We start from the raw sequence: 22,351 nt of genomic DNA on the forward strand, positions 1-22,351 counted from the left end.
CTAGTATCCCCAAAGCGCCATCACTATCTTTACCAGTGAGAACAACCGCGATCGCTCGACTTTGAAAAGTAGCCGCCACTGACGCAAACAGTTTATCAGCTGCCGGACGAACGAAGTTCACTTTTGGTGCATCTGAAAGAGATACAGTGCCATCTAGGTTAATTAGCAGGTGCTTGTTCGGAACAGGCGTGTAAACTGTTCCTGGTTGTAAAAGCTCTCCTGGCTCTGCCTGCTTTACCCGTAAAGCTGTGCGACGGCTGAAGATTTCTGCTAGATAGCTGAGGTAATGAGGAGATGAATGCTGTACAATCACGATCGCTGCCGGAAAGTCAGCCGGCAATGCAGACAAAATTTTGCTAATGGCTTTTAGCCCACCTTTAGAAGCAGCGATCGCTACTACGTTGTAAGCAACATTAGGAAAGTGAGAAATAACCCTGTGTCTCATGTAATATTACTTATTTTTTTTCTGCTTGCTGATGTTTTTGTAAGCGATCACCTCCGCCGCCTCATCGCTACTACAGCGCCTGGATATAGAGAGTGAATAGAAATTGTACGTTACAGTACAATTCTCATTGTATGGAGAAATTTCTCAAATGTGCTTTAGCGTACAATGTTTATTTACAAAAGAGTTCGTCTTTCGCCAGAGGGCTGCGCCCAGTGATTTGAGCTATCTGATAGAGATAAGACTGGCTCAAAGAGGCTGTTTATGTGCGCGTCGCAAAACCCCCATAATTCAATTAAGAATCGGCTGTTGGCTGCCCTACCCCCAGAGGAATACGAACGCCTCGTGCCTTGCATGGAGTTAGTCTCTCTAGATTTCAAAAAAATCCTTTACGCAGCTAACGAACCGATTCAATATGTCTATTTCCTCAACAGTGGCGTCACTTCTCTGCTTACTTTTGTAGAAAGTGGCGATGCAGTAGAAGTAGGTACGGTGGGCAATGAAGGGATGGTGGGTTTGCCTATATTCCTGGAAGCCAGCTCAATTCCCGGTGAGGCTATTCAACAAATTCCTGGTGAAGGGATGAGAATGGGGGCGGATGTATTTCAACGTGAAGTGACTCCAGGTAGCCCGCTTTACAAACTGCTGCAACTCTATACACAAGCGCTATTTAATCTCATCGCTCAATCTTCTGCTTGCAACCGCCTGCACTCGATTGAACAGCGGTTTTGTCGGTGGATGCTGATGACTCGCGATCGAGTGGGAGCAGATCAATTTCCTCTCACCCAAGAGTTTCTAGCACAAATGCTGGGGGTGCGTCGCGCGAGTGTGAGTGAAGTTGCCGCTACTGTTGCAAGAGCAGGGTTCATCAGCTACAAGTATGGCAAGATGACAATTCTTGACACAGAAGGTTTGGAGTCTACCTCCTGTGAGTGTTATGCAATCGTCAAACGAGAGTTCAAGCGCTTGCTGGGTGGTAATTCAGCTTTTAGCTAGATTGCAAAGCTCTCTTCGCTTCAGACGCAACAGCTTCTACTTCATCATTAGCTAGAGTTTGCAATACCGAATTCGCTTCTGCTCCTCCCAAACTAGCAAGGGCTTGCACCACTCTATAACGAACTTGCCAATCTGGATTGTTGGCATAGGGAGCCAACAGCGGAATTGCTTGTGTATTTCCCAATTCTCCAAAGGAGCTAATAGCAGCAGTTTGTACTAACTCATTATCTGAAGAAAGTGCTTGTTTTAATAAATCAAAAGAGCGCGGATCGCCTAATTCTCCCAAAGCTGCGATGATACTGAATTTGACAATCCATTCACTGCTAGTTTGATAAAGGTTTTGTAAATCTTCAAAAGCTGCATCTAGCTTCAGAGCGCCTAAACAGTCTGCGGCTGCGGCTTGCACATCGGGTTCTGGATCGTTGAGCAAGCGATCGCGCAAAACATTCAAAGATAAATCTAAATTCTGTCCGCCCAATGTATCAAACTGACTCACTGCCGAGTATCGCACACGAGAATTGCTGTCATTAATGGCGTTTTGTATCAATTCAAAGCCAATTGTTGGTTCAAGTTGACGGATTTGATTTACTGCTCGCAAGCGATCGCCTAAATCCTCAGAACTCAGCAATTGCTTTACAGAATCAGGGGTAACACTCATTTTTTATCTCTCTTTTTTTAAAATAGTCGTTATGAACTGCGTATTCAAGAGCACGCGGGGAGATGGAAGGGGACAACAAAGCACCAAGGGCAGAGGAGCACAGGAGCAGAGGAGAATAACCAACTACTAACCACTCACTACTGTACGGGAGGCAGCGCGCCCTTGCGGGTTAAGCGCGTTGTAGCGACTGCCGTGCGGGTTTCATGAATTATTTTTCGGTTAAAACCGATAATTTCTCTTTTAAACCCGCTCCTACTAACCACTAACTACTAACCAATGACTAATCTTGGCTTGCTGCCATTGCCCGAATAATGTCACCACGGGTGAGAATACCAATAACTTGGCCCTCGCTGTCAAGTACCGGTAAGCGGTGAACTTTGCGATCGCTAATGATTTTTGCAGCTTCTTTTAGAGGTTTATCGGGGGAAATAGTAATTGGGTTTTTACTCATCACTTCCCCTACAGTTTGCCCCAGAGCTTTGTGTAAATCACGTTCGTAAGTGGCAGGATTCTTTAAATAGATGACACTATCAAGAAACATAATGTAAGCCGGAGGAGTGACACCAGTTTCTTGCCACATCAAGTCTGTCTCTGAGATAATACCTACTAGTTTTCTGGCATCATCTACAACAGGTAGCCCACTAATGCGTCGTTCTGCCAAAATTTGGATGGCTTCTTGAAGAGGAGTTTCTGGGCGAACAACGATTGGATCGCGGCTCATCACGTCAGCAACGGTTCTAGGCATGGGCTTTGGTGATACCTTTTATCAATGACTCTGGGTTTATTGTAGAAAATCGCAGGTCTTAACTTGATGGAGTGAAATAGATTGTTACTTATGTAGCTTTGGGTAAAACCTAGTAAAACTCAATTCACTAGTCATGCGATCGCACTAACTTAACTAATCAAGAATGCTCGTTAGTTTTGGTTGGTGTTGTTGTTAGATTAGTAAAATATTGAATGAATAATTATTTTTTAAATCAGTACAATAAAGTAAAAACAAGTATAAAAGACTTTCTGCTGAAAGAGATTGAACAAGCTCTAGAATTCCTTGGAGTAGAAGCGCTTAATTTTATCCAATTTCTTAGGGCTAAGTATTTAAAAGTGAAAGATATAAATAAGTATACTGAGTGAATCTTCCTTGAAAAAAAATGGTTAAAACCAAAGGAGGCTCTAACTCCAGGCTACAAATTTTTGCAGCAAGTGTTGTTAATTTCTGTTTCTACTTCGCTGACGAAGTGGTACATAACCAATTCTTCAATTATTTTAAAAGTGATTGTAATTTCAATTTAAGTATACTAAGCAAAAATATCTTTAAATTTTTAACTCATGATCTGAAATTCTCATTATGCAAGCTATATCTCTTAATAAGCCAAATCTGCCTGAACCTCCCACCTTTGCCTCACCAGAAGAAGAACGCCTGCATCGCAAGCAGCGACTGGCAGCAGCATTTAGGCTCTTTTCTCGCTTTGGATTTAACGAAGGTGTGGCAGGACATATTACCGCTCGTGATCCAGAATACCCTGATTGCTTTTGGGTTAACTCCTTTGGAATGCACTTTAGTTTAATTCGGGTGAGTGATTTAATTTTGGTGAATCATCAAGGTGACGTGATTGAAGGCGATCGCCCAATTAACCAAGCAGCTTTTGCCATTCACTCTCAAGTGCATATGGCTCGCCCTGATGTTGTAGCAGCAGCTCATGCTCACTCCCTTTACGGTAAAAGCTGGTCTAGTCTTAGTCGCCTACTTGATCCTCTCACCCAAGATGCTTGTTCTTTTTATGAAAACCACGCCCTATTTGATGATTATACAGGCGTGGTTCTGCAACCAGAAGAAGGCAGACGTATTGCTAAAGCTCTAGGTGCTCATAAAGCCATTATTCTTAAAAATCACGGCTTGCTCACTGTCGGTCATTCGGTTGATGAAGCTGCATGGTGGTTTATCACAATGGAGCGCAGCTGTCAAGCTCAATTACTGGCAGAGGCTGCTGGTAAGCCTATTCCAATCAAACACGAATATGCTAGTTTGGCACACAGCCAAGTCGGTTCGCACTACATGGGATGGTTTAGTTTTCAACCACTGTATGAGATGATTGTGCGTCAAGAACCCGACTTGTTGGAGTAATATCGTTTATCTTTTCAGAAATAAGGCAGAAGGCAGTAGACGCGGTAGATGCAAAGCGGCTACTTGCACCAAGTCGCTACGCACAAAAGCGTAGGTACGGCGTATCCGTAGGTAGGCAGGAGGCAGAAGATAAGGTTGTTTGTTCCATTTGTAGCGGGTGGTACGCCCCCAGTCGGACACTATATAATAAGCTCTAAATATAGCCCGCGAAGCGGGCTTAGTTCTTATAGAGTTTGGGTGATATTGACTGTTTTGATTTGCGCTGGAACACTTTTACTACTCGAAAGCTGTACATTCAAATCTTTTAGTTTCACCCAAGGTTTGGGTACGTACTCAATATCAAGTGCGGAAAGTGCGGTTTCTGCTATGACATTATGCACGAGTGTCGTCGGATGTACGCCGTCCCAAAATAAATAATTGTCTGGGTTGGGACACACACTAAAATTACCTTGTACTACATCCTGCAAGCTGCCTACTAAACAGGCATCAGTAACATTGGTTAAATTTAAGCCAAATTCACTGGGGGCAGCCTGCACTCTATTAAATAGAGACTCAATATCTAGCGGAATAATTTTAATGCCAGGAATTATACTCAGTTTCTGTAAAGCTTCCGCCAATGCTTGGTTATGTTTTTTGGTTAAAGCTGTTAGCAGGCTGGCATTTTCTGTTCTTGATGTAAAAGGAATCTTGCCCAAATCAGGCAAGTTAGGCACAATTATATTTTTGGCACCTGCCACGGCAAGTAGTGCGATCGCTGCTGATATGTTAGCAACTGGTTGTTTCACATCAGTGACGTTACCAAACAAATAATCATTCCCACCTGCCCATACGATATAAAGTGCGTTTGGATCGGCTTGTTGAGCTTCTGTAAACAAGTTTACTTGCGCTAATGCTCCTGGAAATAGTTCTTTAGGGTCAAATAAGGTATTAAACAGACCAGAACCAGCACCACCAAATGCATAATTAATACCATCAGACGGAGTAGAATTCTGCAAATTGGTGAATAAAACTGGCTTTAGTCCCAACCGTTCTCCAAGATATTCTACCCACACTTTTCCATTGGAAAAGCGTCCTTCAAAGTAAGGTGGACTTGGCGGTGCTTGAAACTTTGTAGCGTTGTAGAGATTACCTGCATCAGAAAGACTATCGCCAAATATATAAATTTTTTCAGGATCTGTATTTGCAGCTGCAGTCTTCAGTGGCGACAGCAAAGACAAAACAAACAACCCTGCCGCTAACAGTTTTATTTTCATGTAAATTAGTCCCTGCTTGTTAGTTGTTAGAAAAGACAAGTGCTGCGCAGGCGATTATACTTAAGTATTTTTGATATCAAAATAAGCTTGGCAACTTTACTATTGCGTAAATAAACACAAATTAACTCTGTATTTTCTTATATAAAAGAGAGTAAAGTTCCAGAGAAAATTTATCTTGATTGATTTTTTATAATTAGGCAGTTTTTTATAAAGAAACGATAAAGGTGTTCCTATTTATATAAGCTTGGGAATGGCTGATCTACTGGGATTGTGGTTGAGAAGTTGGTTGTGGCGATCGCTGTAATTTCAAAGCGTCAGTAGCCGACATACCCTCACCTTGAGTGCCAAAATACCATAGCGCCGCAGCAGCTTCAGCACGAGTTACTGGCTTTTTCGGTTGAAAAAGTGTTGTATAGCCAAATACCCGTCGAATATTTGATTGTTCGCCATTCTGGAAGTCAGCCAGCACAGCTCGTAACGCTCTGGGGTCAATTTTACCGACATCTTGAAAGCCCCAAGTTTGTTTTACCGCATCTAAGTTAGCAGCTGGCAATGCTTGGCGAGTGTCTAGAGGCACTTTCCACAAAATCAACTGTTCTCGTGTTAAAGGTGCATCAGGACGAAACAAAACTTGGGTAGAATCACCAGATAAAGGACTGGGAATCAAACCAGCTTCTGCCAATCCTTGAATAGCTGAAAAATCGCGATCTGTTGATGGCACATCACTAAAGGCTGCTTGAGCACTCTCCGATGCTAAACGAATCTGTTTAGACGGATTATTGGGATGCATGGCATTATTAGCAGCTACTAGCCAACGAGCATATTCGCGGTGGGTAATGGCTTGATTTGGTTCAAACTGGTTGGTTGTGTTGTTGGAGTTGCTTTTGGTAGCATTGGATTCTACAGACAAAACACCCAAGGCTGCCAAATCTTGAATGTATTTCCGCAATTCTTGTGGCACCTTATTCAGGTCACTAAATTCCTGCGGACTTGTTCCAGATGCGCCTATAGTGTTATTTGTGGTGTTAGGTGTGCTAACTGGCTGTGAGACTGAGTTGTTTGATTGCACGGGCCCTACAAACTGCGAGTCACTCGGCTGAGGAACTATGTTATTAGTACTTTGCTCCGTTTGTGCTGTGGTTGTAGTATTTGATTGATACTCAATTAGTAATTCAGTGGCTGTTTGTGGTTGGTTAGGTGCTGCGCTAGTCACAGGTTTAGGCGCAATAGTTACTTTAAGCTGTAAATCATTGTGCCGTACTTCAAAAGAGCCTCCCTGTTCATCAGTTGGCTGTTGCACAATTTGCCAGTTGTTTGTCTGAAACTGGTTGCGGTAGTAGCTAGCGATGAAATTAGTCGGATCTGAGCTTAACCAACGTGTTGATACTCGGTTTTCTGGATCGCTACTAGGAATAACTTCCTGTAATTGGGCGTTGGGATAAAGGGGGATTTCTTTGGGAAAATCAGTTGGTAACTGTACTACTGAATTATTTTGTTGAGTTTGGCGATCGCCTGTTTGGTTGCCACCAAAAATTACAGGATTGTCTTTCAACCTTGAGTCTGCCGCCAAAGACTGTTCTAGATTCTTGGCGATTTGACTGTTGGAACAGGCTGTTAAAGAGGTGAGTAAAACTGCCAAGCTGATCGAGACAGCCAAAGGGTTTGAGTGCAGCACGGTAAATCACAAATTGAGTGTCGATTCCTACCCTAGCGCATCCAGGCAACTAAAGGCAGTCACTATTAACTTCATAAGTGATCAAGTTTAATTGATCTATTACTGTACCACCTGAGTTATATTCGGTATAAAAACTTTCATCTGCTCTTGACGAAAGATTGCAATCGGCGTGAAGATTGCGACTGAGATTTCGGTCGTAAAGGGTTTGCCAGAAATAGAAATTCGCTAAAAGGGTAGGCAAAGCTCAAAAAGTTATATCTCTGCTCAAAAACCTGTATGGGATAGGCGTATGAAAAATCTAAAATAGATATTAAATTGAAAACAACAAAGATCATTGCTATCGACAAACGCCAGTTCAATTTACTTTCATCCCAAGCGTCGTCGGTTTGTTACCAGTGCTAAAACACGATTACATGCAAGCTTCCCAGGATCAGCCTATTTATTCTGAGGCTCCACTGCAGTTGTTACTGTTTGTCGATGGGCGACCAAAGTCACGGCAACAAGTGCAGCGAATTCGTGCTTACTTAAAAGAATTAGAGGCTGACTATAAGTTTGAACTTCAAATTATTGATGTCGGGCAACAACCCTATCTGGCGGAACATTTTAAACTGGTAGCAACACCAGCTTTAATCAAAATTCACCCAGAACCCAGACACACTCTAGCTGGTAGTAATATAGTCGCTCAACTAAAAAGTTGGTGGCCGCGTTGGCAAGCCGCAGTAGATGCTTACGTAAAATTACAGAATGGATTGCAGGACAATTTAGAGGATAATGGGCGTACCCCATCATCACCTAAATCCTCTATTCGTTCAGTTGCTGTTTCTGCTGAACTAATTAGATTATCTGATGAAATTTTTCGCTTGAAACAGGAAAAAGAGCAACTAGAAGAGCAACTACAGTTTAAAGACCGGGTAATAGCAATGTTAGCCCACGATTTACGTAATCCTTTAACTGCGATTGCGATCGCCATAGATACTCTACAATCTAACTACAATCAAGAAAAAGGCAAATTTGATCGACTAACACCAACTATGGCAGCCCACTTGTTTAAACAAGGGCGCAACCAAACTCGGCTGATTGACCGTATGATTACTGATCTTTTACAAGTAGGTCGTAACAACGAAAGAGAATTTCCCATTCAACCGCAAAAAACAGATCTCGGTCAACTCTGTTTTGAAATGATTGAGGAATTACGCGATCGCTACACCATCAAATCTTTAAAGATTGAAAAAGATATTCCTAAAGATTTACCTTGTGTTTATGCCGATCCAGAACGTATCCGCCAAGTTTTAATGAATCTGCTGGATAACGCGATTAAGTATACGCCTAATGGTGGTACTATTAGTGTGGCAGGACTGCATCGCACTACGCAAAAAGTTCAGTTCAGTATTGGCGATTCAGGCCCCGGCATTCCCGAAGAAAATCGCGATCGCATTTTTGAAAATCATTTCCGTTTAGAACGAGATGAAGCTCAAGAAGGTTACGGAATAGGCTTGTGTTTATGCCAACGTATTGTCCGCGCCCATTATGGTCAAATCTGGGTAGATACTGCCCCTAATGGTGGAGCATGGTTTCACTTTACGTTACCAGTGTATCCAAGCTAAATAATAGAACATAGACTGTAAAAATTTACATAAAAGCTTCCCGTAAAGCCTTAATAATGTCAACATTGGCTTCCGGAAAAGCGAACTGCTCTAGTTCATCTAAACTTACCCAGCGGATTTCTGCGCATTCGATTGGTTGCGGAATACCCGTAATATGACGGCAATTATGTACTGTGAGGGTAACTCTTAGGTGTGTATAGGTATGGTCAATAGTGATTAGATGCTCACCTACTTCTATCACTATCGCCAATTCTTCATATATTTCTCGTTGAATACAATCTTCGATTGTTTCACCAGGTTCGATTTTCCCTCCAGGAAATTCCCACAAACCACCCATTACTCCCTTGGGAAGACGCCGATCAATTAAAATTTGCCTCTTGTCGTTCCAAATTACAGCAACACCGATAATTTTATGAGGTGGGAGAGAAGTAGTTTCATTCATGGGAAAGCTGTTGGTTAGTAGATAGTAGGGGAGCCAGTGCGCCCTTGCGGGTTTCCCGCGTTGTAGCAACTGGCGTGCGGGTTTTGCTGATAATCTTGCCGTTCAAACCAAGAATTTATCTTCTAAACCCGCCCGTACAGTGGTGAGCCAGCACTCTTGGGAGGGTAACACGGGCGCAGGTGACTGGCGTCAACTGGCGTGTCGGTTTTGCTGATAATCTTGCCATTTATTGATAATTTATCTTTATAAACCCGCACTGGCTCCGCAAGGGCGCGCTGCCTCCTGTACAGTGGTTAGTAGTTGACTTTGACGCTAAATGAAAAACTCGACAAAAGACTGCCGAGTTTGTATTTTATTACGATTTATAACAATATTTTATTATTTATCAATTTTATTTAGTCTAGTTCCAGTTTTTAGAATTATCTAATTTTTGTTCAGACGAACTGAAAAAAATAAGTCTGGGCAAAAGTCTGAATGTTAAATTCTGGATGATTGAACATAGGGGTAATGTAAAACTGTGAGATTGTCAGCACAGACAGATGAGTATTGAATTTGTTGTGTGTAGTCGGCATAAAAGCAGGAACCAAACAATCTAGAATTTATATTCATAAAGTAAATTTCTAATTGTTATTCATTTTCTGGATTGTGAGGTTCCATTCCTTGCAATGCTAATTCAAAATTCATTCTTTGTTCAGCGTTACGCAAAAAGTAACCGCTAATCATAGCTGATGCCAACAAGCGACCAAGGTTTTCCCGACTGGTAGTAATGGTAACATCAAAGTGTTCGGAAGGTAGATTCCCTAATAGTCCGATGATATTGCGTTCCATCACTTGGAGGACTTCTGAAGAACCAGGTTTGGAAAGCTGACTGATAGTCTCTGGACTTAAAGATTTAACATATTGCCATAACGGGCTGCTAGCCTCTGACTCAGAGTTAAAAAATTCTGAAACTCGATTGGATGGGTTACTCACGTCTTTTCCTCCTGTTATATTGACCAGTAACACTTAAAGCTATCTAAATAGGTATAATTTACTAAATTTTATCCTTAATTCAATGTATGAATTTACTATCATGTGTTCTTGGAACCTAATGTAACAGGCTATTTTTCTATTGGCAGTCGTTGTAACCGTACCAAATGAGCCGGAAAGTATCACCTTGTGAGTTAGTGGTTAGTAGGGGCGGTTTGCCGATGATTTTTCGGTTGAAACCGACAATTTATCTTTTAAACCTGCACGGCAGTCGCTACAACGCGGGGAACCCGCAAGGGCGCGCTGCCTCCCGTATAGTAGTTAGTGGTTCTAGGTTCTACAACTCTGGAAGATCAACGTACTGGCTCCTTTCCCACTCCTCCACTGCGTTGTTTCCGACTAACTACTATCCACTATCTACTATCTATCAACTAACTTGCTAAATACTCTCCCATGTCAGATTTGGACTTGCGGAGTTTACTTAGGGCTTCTCGCTCGATTTGCCGTACTCTTTCACGGCTAATATTCAGCATCTCGCCAATTTTAGCCAAAGTAAGTGCTTTCCCATCAGTCAAACCAAAGCGCAGAGATATTACTTCCCTTTGTTGTGGGGTTAGTTCTGCCATTAGACGCTCTATGTCAGTAGATAGGGAAGATTGAGTCACAAACTCTTCTGGAGAAGCTGCTGTATCTTCTAACATTTCTCCAAGTTCGGTATCGTAGTTATCTCCTAACCGTATATCTAGGGATAAAGGAACACGTGCTTGTTCTAGGTACTCTCGCACTTGCTTGGGAGTTAATTCTAATTCTTGTGCTAATTCAGAAACTGTAGCGGCACGTCCTAACCTTTGAGATAGATGGCGTTGTGCTTTTTTTATCTTGTTTAGTTTTTCAGTAATGTGAATTGGTAAGCGAATTGTACGCCCTTTCTCGGCGATCGCGCGAGTAATTGCTTGCCGTATCCACCAATAAGCATAAGTGGAAAATCTATAACCTTTAGTAGGGTCAAACTTTTCTACACCCCGCTGCATCCCAATGCTACCTTCTTGAATCAAGTCGAGCAAATCGACGTTGCGTTTGATGTACTTTTTTGCAACCGACACGACTAGCCGCAAGTTCGCTTCGACCATCTTGCGCTTGGCAATTTCACCTTCGGCGATCGCTTCGTTTAATTCTGCTGCTTCTAACTTTGTCGCTTTTGCCCACTCTTCTAAAGTTGGTTGACGGCCTAACAGGGTAGCAAGAGATTCCCTCACTTCATACAAAGCTGTTGAACGTTGCACCTGTTTGCCATAAAAAATTTCTTCCTCATGGGTTAGGAGTGGCACACGGCCAATCTCACGCAGGTAAGTCCGCACAAGGTCTGTAGCTGTCTGAGCGGTCTTCATGGCACTACTCTTTAGTAATTTTGGGTTTAACAGTTGGGTAGTTAACTGATGTAGATGTGTCTTGATGGGTACCTACCCAGTCAGGCTGGGAACCCGTTCTTTAACTTACAACTTACGCACTTGATAAATTCAGCGCCTCGTAAAAATCCAATTTTGTTCTTAACTGCTAAAAATTACATTTCTTTTTTCTTTGTACAAGTATCTATAGTTAGATAAAAAGTAGCTTGTCGAACATGTCTTTTAATTTGACATCGTAAACAAGTGTAACATTTATGATAAATTTTTGACCACAAAGCAGATAGAAATTTTTATTTTTGGCAGTTTTCTTTAACTCTATATTTTTGGGAATATTATTCGCATCTTTATTCCATAACTGTAGCAGCGCTTAGAAAACTTTCTAATCTTTCTTAACAAAACTCAATAATAACGATAAGAATCTTTTTATGATACTTGTTAAATTTTTCCTGATTTTTGGAATTTATACGGAGAACAAGGGATTGGGGATTGGGGATTGTGGGAAGCGTTTTCTCCCCCATCTCCCCCATCTTCCCTCTCTTCCTAGTCCCCTATTTAACGAACCATGCAGTATTCTTGGATAACTTTGACATCTAAAGTAGTATTTTGCAAGGAACGAATCGCGGCAACGGTGGCTTTTGCTCCGGCAATAGTAGTGATGATGGGGATTTTATAGGCTAAAGCTGTACGACGGATGAGTCTGGCATCGGTTTGGGCTTCTTCTCCAGAAGGGGTGTTGATAATGAGTTGGATTTTGCGATTTTTAATTGCGTCTAGGACATGGGGACGCCCTTCATGGAGTTTAAGTACTAACTCCACTTTTAAACCATGTTCTTGGAGGACGCGGCGTGTACCATCAGTTGCCATCACAGCAAAGCCTAAATCGAGAAATTCCTTGACAACAGGAACAACTGCTGCTTTATTGCGATCGTTCATTGACACAAATACCGTACCACTTAAAGGTAAACGTTCGCCTGCACCTAATTCTGCTTTGGCAAAAGCGCGTCCAAAATCGCTGTCTATACCCATTACTTCACCAGTAGAGCGCATCTCTGGACCGAGGATAGTATCGGTACCGGGAAATTTATTAAATGGCAACACTGCTTCTTTAACAGCGATATGGGATGGTATGACTTCTTGGGTAAAGCCAAGTTCCTCCAAAGTTTTGCCTGACATAATTAAGGATGCCAACTTTGCCAGAGGCACACCAGTGGCTTTAGAAACAAAAGGTACGGTTCGAGAGGCACGGGGATTGGCTTCCAAGATATAAACTTGGGGAGAATAACCTTGAGTACCAACAACGGCAAACTGAATATTCATCAGTCCTACCACATTCAACGCCTGTGCTAATTGCACTGTCCACTGACGAATTTGATTGAGAATTCCTGGTGGTAGAGAAATTGACGGTAAAGAACAAGCCGAGTCTCCAGAATGAATGCCTGCTTGTTCGATGTGTTCCATGATGCCACCAATCACAACTCGTCCAGTTTGATCGGCGATCGCATCTACATCTACTTCAATCGCATTTTCTAGAAACTTATCAATTAAGATTGGATGTTCTGGTTCAACCTGCACAGCAAAGGTCATATAGCGTTCTAATTCTGTATCGGAGTAGACTATTTCCATAGCCCGTCCCCCTAATACGTAACTAGGACGCACAACCACAGGGTAACCGATACGTTTGGCGACAATTAGCGCATCCTCGTAAGTACGGGCAATGCCGTTTGGTGGTTGAGCAATATTTAATTCTTTGAGAACTTTCTCAAACCGCTCCCTATCTTCGGCAATATCAATTGAATCTGGAGGAGTTCCCCAAATGCAAGTGGTGACATTTGCCTCCTTAGCAGCTGGTGAGTGCAAATATCGCTCGATTGGTACTGCCAACTTCAAAGGTGTTTGTCCGCCAAACTGCACAATCACTCCCACCGGATTCTCCGCTTCGATGATGTTGAGTACATCTTCTTTTGTCAGCGGTTCAAAATAAAGGCGATCGCTTGTGTCATAGTCTGTTGAAACTGTTTCGGGATTGGAGTTAACCATGATGGTTTCATACTCCGCTTTTTTTAAAGCAAAGGCAGCATGACAACAACAATAGTCAAATTCTATTCCCTGACCGATCCGGTTGGGGCCACCACCCAAAATCATTATCTTAGGTTTATCGGTGGGTATAACCTCTGTTTCTTCTTCGTAAGTGGAATAATAGTATGGAGTAAAAGCCTCAAACTCAGCCGCGCAGGTATCTACTGTTTTGTAAACAGGGATAACACCTAATTGTTTGCGGTATGTTCTGACTTCATCTTCGCTAGTTTTAGTAGCATAGGCAATTTGGCGATCGCTAAATCCTTGCCGCTTCACTTCATACATTTGCCCTTTTGTCAGCTGCTGCAAGGGCGTGCGCTTAAGAAATTTTTCTATCTCTAGCAGTTCCTGCATTTTATCGAGGAACCACGGATCGATACCAGTTAATTCGTAGATTTCTTCAATACTCAACCCTAACTGCATGGCATGACGCACGGCAAAAATCCGTTCTGGATTTGGTGTGCGCAGTTGGGCGCGAATTTGCTCACCGCTGGGAAGTTTTTCTTTGGCATCACATCCCCAACCAGCTCGCCCAGTTTCTAAAGAACGCAGTGCTTTTTGGAAAGACTCGTTAAATGTGCGTCCCATTGCCATTGCTTCGCCGACTGATTTCATTTGTGTTGTCAGCACAGGTTCGGCACCGGGGAACTTTTCAAAGGCAAAGCGGGGTACTTTGGTGACTACATAATCAATTGTCGGTTCAAAAGAAGCGGGTGTTTTTTTGGTGATGTCATTGTTAATTTCATCCAAGGTATAACCGACTGCTAACTTTGCTGCCATCTTCGCGATCGGGAAACCAGTCGCTTTTGATGCTAAAGCTGAACTGCGAGACACGCGGGGATTCATCTCAATTACAACTACTTCCCCATTTACAGGGTTGACGGCGAACTGGATGTTGGAACCGCCAGTTTCTACACCGATCTCGCGGATAATTTTGATTGCCATGTCCCGCAACCGCTGGTATTCTTTATCGGTAAGGGTTTGAGCGGGTGCAACAGTAATTGAGTCTCCGGTGTGGATGCCCATTGGATCGAGGTTTTCAATCGAGCAGATAATTACCACGTTATCTGCCAAGTCGCGCATGACTTCTAGTTCGTATTCTTTCCATCCCAACAAAGATTGATCGATGAGAATTTGCGATACAGGCGAAGCATCTAAGCCTGTTTGCGCCATTTCGGCAAATTCTTCTTCGTTATAAGCAATACCGCCACCAGTACCACCCATTGTAAAGGCGGGACGAATAATTAAAGGATAAGTGCCGATACGACGGGCGATCGCTTTGGCTTCTTCTGGTGATGAAGCCGTGCCGCTAGGACATACCTTCACCCCAATTTTTGCCATTGCTTCGTTAAACAGTTTTCTGTCTTCGGCTTTCTCAATGGCTGGTAACTTTGCACCAATCAACTCAACATTGTATTTTTCTAGGACTCCATTTTTTGATAAAGCTACAGCAATGTTAAGGGCGGTTTGTCCTCCCATTGTTGGTAGGAGGGCGTCGGGGCGTTCTTTGGCGATAACTTTTTCGACTAATTCTGGTGTTAGAGGTTCAATATAAGTGCGATCAGCTGTTTCCGGATCGGTCATGATTGTTGCAGGATTGGAGTTGACTAGTACCACTTCGTAGTTTTCTTCTCGCAACGCCTTGCAGGCTTGGGTGCCAGAATAGTCAAACTCACAGGCTTGCCCAATCACTATAGGGCCAGATCCTAGTAGGAGAATTTTTTTAATGTCATCACGGCGGGGCATAGTTGTCGCTTTGGAGTAAGAGAATACAAATCCTGATTATTTTAAAGGTCTTTACCCACCACTAATGCTGTTTATTATCAACTTTTCTGTAACTGTTTGCAGAGAACAGACAAGGAGCAGGATACTTGATATCAGTTTGTTTAGAGTCTAAGCGGGTAGTCTTTAGTCTTGTTTAAGTCAGGATGACATGACAAACAGAACTGATAGAAGTTAGAAGCAGCTATCACAATTGCATAGTAAAAAATATATGTATTTGCATTTACTTTTTTAATTTTTACATTTTGAATTTTTATCTTTGCTGTCTTAGTCTGTCTAAAATTGTATGTGATAACTATGAATAAATTTATCAATTGTCTAAATCATATAAAAAATATTATTAGCTATATTTCTCAATTACTGAATTGTTTTTCGGTAAGCATCAGCAAGACAAAATTTAATGCTTTTACTCAGTTAAACAAGAATACTTTCTAATAGCTGCGTCAAAGGAATACCTAGAAGTAAGCTTTGTGTTTTTTTGTATACATATATTAAAAAAGGCAGAGATATTCAAAGATATCATTTTCTGCCTTTTCTTTATAATTTATTTAGAACTAGAGCATCTAACTTTTTCTTTGGTCTCAAACAGACAGCTTGAGTAATTAGGATATTAGTTTTGAGCAGGCTGAACAAATCCTAAGGTTAAACTGTCTTTGGCAAGGAAGTGAGCCAGATGGTAAGCACGTTCTTCTGTTTTCAACAGAATTTGTTCATATAAATAACGAGTAGCGCGATCGCCTAAACTCTCAGCTTGTGAAGCTTGGCTGCGAATCAGCTTAATCATCGCTTGTTCTGCTTTGAGGTCATTTTCCACCATTTGACGGCAAGAGAATACACCATCAGATTCTGGCTCGAAGCAGCACAATTCGGCTAGTTTGCTGAAGCTAGCAGCTGGTACACCGCCTAGTCCATTTAAACGCTCTCCAATTTCATGGATGTGTCCTTGAACTTCCTCATAGCTTTCATTAAAAAACTCGTGCAGTGAGTAAAATTCTGCACCTTCAACTACAAAATGGTGTTTTTGGTACTGCAAGTACAGTGCTTGAAAACTAGCTAAAGCGACATTAAAGCCTTCACAAACTGGTGTCGTTACACTGCGATCTAGCAGTACAGGATTGTCATAAACTTGACCAAAGTTTTGTAATAAAGTTTGTGTTTCAGACATGGTTCTCCTCGCTTTGAAGCAGTTATTCTTTACTAACCGCTTGGTCTCTACATCCTAGCATTTTAAGAAATGAAATCAAGACCAAGCAATACGATAAAAGTTTGATTTTTTAGAAGTAATAAAACTTCTACTTTTATTACTTAACGACGATAAATCTCATCAATATCTCATCAATATTTCATTAACAGTATTAACAGTTTTTCTATTTATCTATATACAGTCGTCTATTTCCTTGTCAGGAATAAAGGTAATGGCGTGGATAATAATTTAGGCATCAGTGATCTGTATTCCTAAGCTAATAATCATTCAAATTGCATCCCCGCGTCTTTCTAAGGCTAAGGATTATGCAACTTAAAGGCGGATTAGCTTATTCACTTTACCAGCCCCAACCGATAGTTTTTTACCCTTGCCATTTTGCCATTACCCATATTTTTGTAATCATCAAAATCTTGCCTACAACTAAAAGTTCCAGGCTAATAGCGCAAGTTCACCTCAGTAGACTTAAATACGCAGCGTCAGTTATCTCACCAGAAAATCCATTCTCTAGCTAAATAGCGATGACGCGGAGATTGCCAAGATATTGTAACGACAAGCTTTCTAGCCCCTAGCTCCTAGCCGCTAGCGGGATGGTTGAGATTTTTTTTCAAAAACTACTGAGAAAAGTTCGCACTTAGGTTATTCTGATTTAAGGAGTAATACTCCGCACAATCAAAACCATAAAAAAGCGATAACACACCATTTGCTGCGATTTTCTAGCATTCTGGGGGCAGGAATCTTGAAGTCTTTCAGTTCAAAATTACAAGAAAAACACGTTATAGAAGTGAATTGGGCAGAGCGTTGGCTAGTTTATCAGCGCCTACAGGAACTAGATATTCCTTGTTGGTGTGAGGCTAACGAGCCATTAACAGTCCAAATTGACAATACTCTTGCAGCTATTCAAGTTTGGAGTGTGATGCGACAATTCACAGTCTCTCGTCAAGAATTGATTTGGACTTTAGAACTCTGTTGGCAGCATCGCCATCAGTAGTTAAACGCTAAAAAGCCTTGAATTCGGATGGGAAGCTGTTGTGCATCTCAAAACCTGCCTTCCCTGATTGCTGGTTTTCGTAAAAACTAAAGAAAAGGTTAGAAACATGAGTAATTCCCATAGCAACGAAATATCAGAATTTTGTCTTGAGGGAAGATTTCTTGATTTTGTGATTAAAGATGGCTACAAGCTCAAAGGCTTGCTAATAGCGACTTCTGAAGGTGAATGTTACGTAAAGCTGGCTAAACACTTGCGAGTGGCGTTTGACTGGCGCTTACCACCTGGTACTTGGTTACAAGTCATAGGTGAGAAAAAACACGATCGCAAGACGGGCGAAGTTAAGCTGAAAGCTCAACAAGTAATGGCGGCACGGCGAGAGTTGGGAACAGCAGAAGGGGGAGAAAAGCAAACAAACAGAGAAAATTTCTTTGTGTCCTCTTCTACTAACGCCAAGGCAAAACCAGCCAAAGCGACTATTTTGGTGTGTCAAAAGTCTGATTGCATGAAACGTGGTGCGAATGGCATCTGTCAAGCGTTGCAAGGAGCTTTGCGCGATCGCGGTTTAGCAGATCAAGTAACTATCAAAGCTACTGGCTGTATGAAAAACTGTAAAGCAGGGCCGAATGTAGTGATGCCAGACAAAACCCGTTACAGTCGTATTCAAGCTACCCAAGTACCTGCATTGATGGAAAAGCATTTTACTGATAGCAGTGTAAGCCAGAAGAAAAAGAATGTCACAGAAGTAACAATGCCAATTGCAAGCACAGTTACTGTTTAGTTAAAAGTTAGTTATAAAGCCAATAAAAAACTTTTATTTACGTATACTAAGTCGTACTTGTCTCAAATTTATACAAAAAAGTATGACTTGTATAATTGTTTTTCATGTTTAAAAAACAGCTTGATTGAGTTAAGCAAAAGCCAAATAGCGCCTATTGTTTACTCAAAGTTAAGTTACATTTTTTGATTTTGAGCCACTATAACTTTGACGTTCGTAAAGAGCTTAATAAAATTTAAAAAAATTTAAATAATTATTCAAACTTACTTAACTCAATATTTAAGTGTTTACTCAATATTTAACTTAATTTTCATTCAATCCTTTGAAGTTTTAGCTATGATGGTAGACAATTATCCATTCACTTAGTGTCCTAGACTTCTTGTTGAAGCTAGGACTTTTTTTATTAACAAATTCTTAGATAAGAATAATCTACCTGTAGAGGTATTTATCTATTATTTCTCTCTCCTGATCACAAAGATAGACAAAAACTAAAGTTTTCATCCCTAAGGTAAAAATTGTTTCATAGGAACTATTTTTGTAGCCTTGATAACTATTTGTTTAGATAACATGAAAATAGACACCTACGTGAACTGAAATTTAGTTCAAAGGTAACTCAGAATAGACATAAAGCAAGCTGGATGAATATTCAATAATAATTGCTTATCCCAGATATATCAGCTACTTACATATAAAAAATCATATTGTCCAGTAATTTCTAAAAATGGAAGTATAAAATTTAAAGATAAAAAGTTTTTGCTTTTGAATCAAAAATTACAGTTTCTTAGTTGTATTGTATATTCATTTTTTCAGAAACATTTGTATTTCGTATTATCCATCCACTTAGTAACCTAAGTTTATACGGACGCTGAGAATTTTTTTAATCTCTAAGTATCTAAACATATGAATAATTTCTCAACATCTACCTATAGAAAGTAGCGAAATCTATTTATAAGTGGTTGTAAGTGGACGTTTTGTTAAATAGTTCATGGAGACAGAATCAAAGCATAGGCGATCGCTCATTTTTGTTGTTGTCCATCAAGAAGTTGAGCAGTTTTTTGATCAGCCTTGAGGGGTTGGGGGTATGAGGGGATTGCCACTGCAATCAATAATGGCACAGTAACCAATATAATCTGGATCGATGTTTCCTCCAGCTGAGGAGCGACTCGGAGCGATCGCGTATACGGAACTCTTAGCGATCGCTTCTTATTTAATTTCTAAGTATCGATCAAATTCATCTTTAATGATGTGATAGCACTCACAAGTCGCTTCTTCCATTTCTTCACGGTTGAGGATGGTAACTTTACCGCGAGTAGCGCGAATAAATCCGGCTGTTTGCAGAGTTCCTGTCACAATGCTAACGGCGGGACGAGTTGAACCAATCATTGAGGCTAGAGTGTCTCGCGTGAGTAACAATTCGGGGGATTTGACACGATCTTGGGCTGCGAGTAACCAACGGCAAAGACGTTGCTCAACGGTATGGAAGCGGTTGCAGAGTGCAGATTGCGTCAACTGCATCAGCTTTAGATAAGTAAAAGCCGTCACTTTTTGTCTTAGAACAACAGACTTGTGTAGCACGCTAGCAAAGATTTCGGCACTTAATTTAAATGCTTCGCCTGTAAGTTGCACCTCAACTTGCCAAGGAGCAGAATTTTGATTGAACAGAAATGCTGTTCCTACCACTCCTTCAAATCCAGTGATTCCGACTTCTACGGTTTCGCCTTCTTGCGTTGAATGTACCTTGGAAATCAAGACAGTTGTTGGGAAATAGACATGAGTGATCGGTTCTCTAATCCTAGTGAGAGTCTCGTTTTGGTGTAACTCAACTAGTTCTAAATGAGGATGCAGGCGATCATATTCATCTTGCGGTAGCGAATTAAGGATGAAATTTTTCGACCGTTGAAGCTCATTGGAATTTAGCATAATTTCCTTAGGGTGATCGTGCCGAAGGGGGAAAATTGTACGCTAATAAATTTAGATAGATTTCGAGCACCTCCCAAAGCCTTATACTGTTTGACTTTCAGGTAGATACATTTTCGGTAAATTGCTCTTGAACTTGGAAGGCTAGGGAAGCTAGCTGCGCGTTTGCAACCCAAACATAGTAATGGTTTGGCAGTATGAGCATATTGCTTAACGTACAATTTTCCCAAAATGGCACGATTACCCCTTCTTCGTCCGTTCTCCAGCGAACGGAGGAGTTATTTTAGCTTTAGAATCTGTCTATTTCTAACCAAAGCAGGATGGCAAGTAGGAACAGGGTTGGGGGAACGGCGAACTTATACCGAGTTACATTCAAACATATTAGTTTTGGCAGGCAGGGGGGCAAGGGGGCAGAGGAGCAGGGGAGCAAAGGGAGAAATACTACCTCAAAATTGCAACTTAGTATTACTAAATCCCCGACTTTTTCAAAAAGTCGGGGATTTGAACACCTGTTAAAAATCGGACTCTCCATGTTGAGGATTTGCAGGGTAATATTCTTCAGCAGTGAAATGATTTGCTTGGCTAGAAGTGCCATGAGATAAATTCAAAACAAAACTCTCAGTTTCGGAGGTATCGCTCAAATTCATCTTTAATGATGTGATAGCACTCACAAGTTGCTTCTTCCATTTCTTCGCGGTTGAGAATGGTAACTTTACCGCGAGTGGTGCGAATAAATCCGGCTGTTTGCAGAGTTCCAGCAACAATGTTAACGGCGGGAAGAGTTGAACCAATCATCGTAGCTAGGATGTTTGGCGTCAGCAACAGTTCGGGGGTTTTGACTTGATCATGAGCTGCCAACAACCAGCGACAAAAGCGTTGCTCAACCGTATGGAAGCGATTACAAAGTGCGGATTGCATGAGCTGCATAACTTTTAGGTAAGCAAAAGCCGTCACTTTTTGCCGTAGAACAACAGACTTGTGCAAAACACTGACAAAAGCTTCAGCGCTTAACTTGAATGCCTCGCCCGTGATGAGAACATTAATCTCCCAGGGTGCAATATCTCGATTGAGAATAAAAGTAGTTCCAACCATTCCTTCAAATCCCGTAGCTCCAACTTCGACACTTTCTCCTTCCATTGTTGAATGCACCAAAGAAAGCAGGGCAGTAGTTGGAAAATACACATGAGTGATTGGTTCTCTAATATGCACGAGAACATCATTTTGGTTCAACTCAACTCGTTCTAGATGAGGATATAGGCGATCGTATTCTTCTTGCGGTAGCGAATTTAGAATGAAATTTTTTGATCGCTCAGGCTCACTAAAATTCAGCATAATTCTATTCCTTTGTCCGTTCGCTGGAGAACGGACAGGTATTACTTTAGATTGGTAATCTTACCCAGAGCAGAAAGGCACCTAAAGTAGGATGGTAAAAAAGTAACTGTGGTTCTTCCCGTCAAAAAACGGATTCTCTACGTCGATGATTCACAGGACAACTGTGAGTTGTTAAGTTTTATTCTAGACGATGCGGGATATGAGATCGAGACGGTACAGAGCGTGACTGACGGCTTGCGAGTTGCTCAAAGTGGGGAGTTCAATCTTTACCTGATAGACTTGTATTTCTGGGATGGCACAGGCTTTGAATTAATTGATGGAATTCGTGCTTTTGATCGCTCGACTCCAATTGTGGTGTGTTCGGGAGATTTGCGCGAGTTGGTGCGGGAAGAACTGATGCGGGTTGGTGTCCAAGTTTTTTTAACTAAGCCAATTGATCCCGATCAAGTTGCTAGAACAATTGCCGAAATTCTTGGCGACGATTTGCAATTTTAAGGGTGTGTTGTCGCCAAGCGCCGCACTATTCTAATTTTCGGTGCGTTAGGACTAACGTCCATAAAAATAAATCTTGTGGTGTGGACATCTTGTCCGCACGGACGGGCTAGAGAGCTTATCCCACAAGAAAGCTATCATGTAACATTTTAGTCTTGACACGCCACTACTGGCTGCTTTTTTGAGAGTGCGCTTACAGTTGCCTTTGTAAAGTTGAA

General features: G+C 41.5%; 19 protein-coding genes. 6 read left to right on the plus strand and 13 right to left on the minus strand.

What is annotated here, in order from left to right; all coding sequences use genetic code 11:
- The coding region (locus U2718_RS23290; protein ID WP_411813356.1) for a chemotaxis protein CheB at positions 1–445 on the minus strand (445 nt) is incomplete at its 3' end.
- Between the two features lie 261 nt (positions 446–706).
- On the opposite strand from U2718_RS23290, the gene U2718_RS23295 reads away from it, so the two are divergent.
- Positions 707–1,438 (plus strand): Crp/Fnr family transcriptional regulator, encoded by a 732-nt coding sequence (locus U2718_RS23295; protein ID WP_342002559.1) that lies wholly within the window; start codon positions 707–709, stop codon positions 1,436–1,438.
- Here U2718_RS23295 and nblB read toward each other — a convergent pair.
- Both nblB and U2718_RS23305 read right to left on the minus strand, forming a co-directional pair.
- Positions 1,431–2,096 (minus strand): phycobilisome degradation protein NblB, encoded by a 666-nt coding sequence (nblB, locus tag U2718_RS23300; RefSeq protein WP_342002560.1) that lies wholly within the window; start codon positions 2,094–2,096, stop codon positions 1,431–1,433. The genes U2718_RS23295 and nblB overlap by 8 nt on opposite strands.
- Before the next feature lie 280 nt (positions 2,097–2,376).
- Positions 2,377–2,841 carry a CBS domain-containing protein gene (locus U2718_RS23305; RefSeq protein WP_342002561.1) on the minus strand — a complete coding sequence of 155 codons (465 nt, stop codon included), beginning with the start codon at positions 2,839–2,841 and terminating at the stop codon, positions 2,377–2,379.
- A gap of 600 nt (positions 2,842–3,441) precedes the next feature.
- Between U2718_RS23305 and U2718_RS23310 the strand changes: the two genes are divergently transcribed.
- The gene (locus U2718_RS23310; protein ID WP_342002562.1) at positions 3,442–4,218 is read left to right on the plus strand and encodes a class II aldolase/adducin family protein; all 777 of its coding nucleotides are present in this window, start codon (positions 3,442–3,444) and stop codon (positions 4,216–4,218) included.
- 6 nt (positions 4,219–4,224) lie between these two features.
- Here U2718_RS23310 and U2718_RS23315 read toward each other — a convergent pair whose 3' ends face one another.
- The 3 genes from U2718_RS23315 to U2718_RS23325 all read right to left on the minus strand — a co-directional run bounded on the left by U2718_RS23315 (position 4,225) and on the right by U2718_RS23325 (position 7,146).
- Positions 4,225–4,398 (minus strand): hypothetical protein, encoded by a 174-nt coding sequence (locus U2718_RS23315; protein WP_342002563.1) that lies wholly within the window; start codon positions 4,396–4,398, stop codon positions 4,225–4,227.
- 44 nt (positions 4,399–4,442) lie between these two features.
- Positions 4,443–5,471, minus strand: coding sequence for an SGNH/GDSL hydrolase family protein (locus tag U2718_RS23320; RefSeq protein WP_342002564.1), 1,029 nt, complete (start codon positions 5,469–5,471; stop codon positions 4,443–4,445).
- A gap of 259 nt (positions 5,472–5,730) precedes the next feature.
- Positions 5,731–7,146, minus strand: a complete 1,416-nt coding sequence (locus U2718_RS23325) for an S-layer homology domain-containing protein (protein WP_342002565.1) — start codon at positions 7,144–7,146, stop codon at positions 5,731–5,733.
- 413 nt (positions 7,147–7,559) lie between these two features.
- Here U2718_RS23325 and U2718_RS23330 point away from each other — a divergent pair, with 413 nt between their 5' ends.
- A complete protein-coding gene (locus U2718_RS23330; RefSeq protein WP_342002566.1) occupies positions 7,560–8,750 on the plus strand; it encodes a histidine kinase in 1,191 nt (396 codons plus the stop codon).
- A 25-nt stretch (positions 8,751–8,775) separates the two neighbouring features.
- Here the strand turns inward: U2718_RS23330 and mutT are convergent, their stop codons facing one another.
- From mutT to U2718_RS23355, 5 genes are all read right to left on the minus strand, one after another.
- Complete coding sequence (gene mutT / locus U2718_RS23335) at positions 8,776–9,192, minus strand: 8-oxo-dGTP diphosphatase MutT (RefSeq protein WP_342002567.1); 417 nt, start codon at positions 9,190–9,192, stop codon at positions 8,776–8,778.
- A 627-nt stretch (positions 9,193–9,819) separates the two neighbouring features.
- On the minus strand, positions 9,820–10,164 hold the full coding sequence (locus U2718_RS23340; RefSeq protein ID WP_342002568.1) for a DUF760 domain-containing protein: 345 nt from the start codon (positions 10,162–10,164) through the stop codon (positions 9,820–9,822).
- Between the two features lie 428 nt (positions 10,165–10,592).
- Positions 10,593–11,549 (minus strand): RNA polymerase sigma factor, RpoD/SigA family, encoded by a 957-nt coding sequence (locus tag U2718_RS23345; protein ID WP_342002569.1) that lies wholly within the window; start codon positions 11,547–11,549, stop codon positions 10,593–10,595.
- Between the two features lie 570 nt (positions 11,550–12,119).
- Positions 12,120–15,389: a carbamoyl-phosphate synthase large subunit gene (gene carB / locus U2718_RS23350; RefSeq protein WP_342002570.1), complete on the minus strand. Its 3,270-nt coding sequence runs from the start codon at positions 15,387–15,389 to the stop codon at positions 12,120–12,122.
- A gap of 646 nt (positions 15,390–16,035) precedes the next feature.
- Positions 16,036–16,590: a Dps family protein gene (locus U2718_RS23355; protein WP_289789271.1), complete on the minus strand. Its 555-nt coding sequence runs from the start codon at positions 16,588–16,590 to the stop codon at positions 16,036–16,038.
- Between the two features lie 775 nt (positions 16,591–17,365).
- On the opposite strand from U2718_RS23355, the gene U2718_RS23360 reads away from it, so the two are divergent.
- A complete protein-coding gene (locus U2718_RS23360) occupies positions 17,366–17,617 on the plus strand; it encodes an Asr1405/Asl0597 family protein (protein ID WP_342002571.1) in 252 nt (83 codons plus the stop codon).
- Between the two features lie 106 nt (positions 17,618–17,723).
- Positions 17,724–18,395: a (2Fe-2S) ferredoxin domain-containing protein gene (locus U2718_RS23365; protein ID WP_342002572.1), complete on the plus strand. Its 672-nt coding sequence runs from the start codon at positions 17,724–17,726 to the stop codon at positions 18,393–18,395.
- Between the two features lie 1,200 nt (positions 18,396–19,595).
- Here the strand turns inward: U2718_RS23365 and U2718_RS23370 are convergent.
- Both U2718_RS23370 and U2718_RS23375 read right to left on the minus strand, forming a co-directional pair.
- A complete protein-coding gene (locus U2718_RS23370; protein ID WP_342002573.1) occupies positions 19,596–20,312 on the minus strand; it encodes a Crp/Fnr family transcriptional regulator in 717 nt (238 codons plus the stop codon).
- A 615-nt stretch (positions 20,313–20,927) separates the two neighbouring features.
- A complete protein-coding gene (locus tag U2718_RS23375; protein WP_342002574.1) occupies positions 20,928–21,641 on the minus strand; it encodes a Crp/Fnr family transcriptional regulator in 714 nt (237 codons plus the stop codon).
- Between the two features lie 108 nt (positions 21,642–21,749).
- On the opposite strand from U2718_RS23375, the gene U2718_RS23380 reads away from it, so the two are divergent.
- Positions 21,750–22,136, plus strand: a complete 387-nt coding sequence (locus U2718_RS23380) for a response regulator (RefSeq protein ID WP_342002575.1) — start codon at positions 21,750–21,752, stop codon at positions 22,134–22,136.
- Positions 22,137–22,351: the final 215 nt, after the last annotated feature.

Origin of the sequence: Chlorogloeopsis sp. ULAP02, from assembly GCF_038404745.2 — a bacterium.
Taxonomy (GTDB): Bacteria; Cyanobacteriota; Cyanobacteriia; order Cyanobacteriales; family Nostocaceae; genus Chlorogloeopsis.